The 2,323-nt window shown below is 35.1% G+C and carries 2 protein-coding genes; both read right to left on the reverse strand.

Annotated features, from left to right (window positions below; all coding sequences use genetic code 11):
• On the reverse strand, window positions 1-1,523 hold a 1,523-nt coding region (gene drcB, locus SPD53_RS19630), incomplete at its 3' end, for a daptomycin efflux ABC transporter permease drcB (RefSeq protein ID WP_336253560.1).
• Entirely contained in the window at window positions 1,510-2,277 is a 768-nt protein-coding gene (drcA, locus tag SPD53_RS19635) for a daptomycin efflux ABC transporter ATP-binding protein drcA (protein ID WP_336253561.1), read from the reverse strand. The genes drcB and drcA, both read right to left, overlap by 14 nt.
• Between the last annotated feature and the right edge of the window lie 46 nt (window positions 2,278-2,323).

Consider the following 2,323-nt stretch of genomic DNA (forward strand, 5'->3'; position numbering starts at 1 on the left):
GTATAAAATGATGAAGAAACTTGAAAATCGTTTCCAACCAGTTTATTTACTTTCTTTGATGTGGCTTGTGCCGTTACTTCATTTTCCACTTCATATACTTTATAAGTTAATGGAGCCTCTTTTTTGGCTATCTCAGCAAACATTTCGTTACTGACTACGAGAAAGAAATCGGGATAATCGAAAGGTAGCACATTACTTTCAACCATATGAACAAATGGCAGTTTGCTGCTTCCTTGAGGCAATTGAATCGTTATATTTTCTCCTTTAAAAACCGACTTCGTATATTCAGTAAACCTTGGCTGGATTACTGCTGCTTGATTTCTTGATAGTGAGACTGTTTCATCCTTATTTAAAGCATTCGCTGCTTTATTAAATGTACTTTCTGAGATTAATTGCACAGGATTTATGTCATAATCCAGTTGAAATGAGAGTATTGCTTTTACCTGAATGACGGGTATGTCTAGTTGGGCTTTTATTGGATGTCGATGATCTGCTTTTATTATGCTCTCCACCTGCGAATCAAATTCTGGACCTTTTGACAAATGCGAATAGCTGAACGGAACAACTTCCTCAGCTCTTTTTTCGTTGCTGTAATACCCACTGTAAGTTGCACCTAAGAAACAGATCGTTGCAGAACTCAACAATGCAATGACTGTAAAGGTACGTGCATTCCCTCTAATACGAAACAGTAAGCGAGATGTTTCAATTATTCTAGTTCCTCTGTAATAACGCGACTTATTTTTTTGTGATAATCTTAATAAATAGACCGTTACAGATTGAAAAAATAAATGGGTGCCAATGACGAGAGCAACAAAAGCAATACCATAATTTTTCATTAAATATTCCGTAGTAAATTCGTCAGGAAATGGTTTTAATATCAGCCAGTAACTAACGACAAGCAATATAACTCCGATAACAGCCGAAATAAGTGAAACCTTTGGAATTTGTTCTCCTTTTTTCTCATCATAGAATAATTCGATTAATGTAAAACGATAAATCAAACGGTAACCTTGAACAGAAGTGAATAAAATAATGACCATAAAGACTATGACTGTTTGGGTAATCGCTAGAATGGAAATACCGAAGTCCACATCGGCAATTGAACCCATAAGTTTTATTAAAATCATTGCAAATAATTTGGAAAGTAAGGTTCCAAGAATAATTCCAATAACTATTGCAATGATTCCCATAATCAAATTTTCATAAAATAACATTTTTGCAATGGTTTTCTTGCGTAAACCAAGTATGGCGTACAATCCGACTTCTTTCTTCCTTTTTCTTGTGAAGAATGAATTGGAGTATAAAATAAAGATTGCTACGAATAAAATTAAGATAATTGATGATACCCCAAACATGAAACTCATTGTATCCGACAATTCAATGCTTTCCTGAATTTTTTCGCTATATTGCAAGGAAGTGAACGTATAATAAATAACCATGCTGAATACGAGCGTAACAAAATAGACAAAATAATTATTGAAATTACCTTTAATATTTTTCCTTGCTAAACTAAATAATGTCATTTGCTCCACCCCCCAGTGCGGATAGAACATCCAACACCTTGTTGAAAAATTCTTTGCGGGATCTTTTCCCTTTCACAAGTTCTGTGAAGATTTTACCGTCTTTAATAAATAGGACGCGATTACAATAACTTGCCGCATAAGCATCATGGGTAACCATTAAAATGGTTGCCTTGTCTTGTTCATTTAGATCCTTTAAACTTTCTAACAAGTCTGTTGCTGATTTCGAATCCAACGCACCTGTTGGTTCATCTGCCAATATTAGGCTTGGCTTTGAAATAATCGCTCGCGAAGCTGCCGTGCGTTGCTTTTGTCCACCAGAAATTTGATACGGGTACTTATTTAAAATGTCGCGAATTCCAAATTTATCTGCCACTTCATCTGCTCTTCGTTCCAATTCTTTAATGTTCAATTTTGCCAAGGCTAACGGCAAGATAATATTTTCTTTCACAGTTAAAGTATCTAATAAATTATAGTCTTGGAAAAGGAAACCAAGTTTGTCACGGCGAAAGGCAGATAATTGTTCTTCATTCATCTTTGTCAAATTGATTCCGTCAACCACGATGTTACCCGTAGTCGGCTCGTCAATAGTTGCCAATATATTTAGTAAAGTTGATTTACCAGCACCCGAGGGTCCCATAATACCGACGAATTCACCTTCCATGACCGTTAAGTCTATATCCTCCAAAGCTGAAAATACATTTCCCTTTGCACCATAGACTTTTTTTATTTGTTTTGCTTCGACTACAATATTCATATATAAATCCTCCATTCAGAGCTGTTTTTTCTACAATTTAATTGTA

The organism is Oceanobacillus sp. MO10714A, assembly GCF_037072045.1.
GTDB lineage: Bacteria > Bacillota > Bacilli > Bacillales > Amphibacillaceae > Oceanobacillus > Oceanobacillus indicireducens.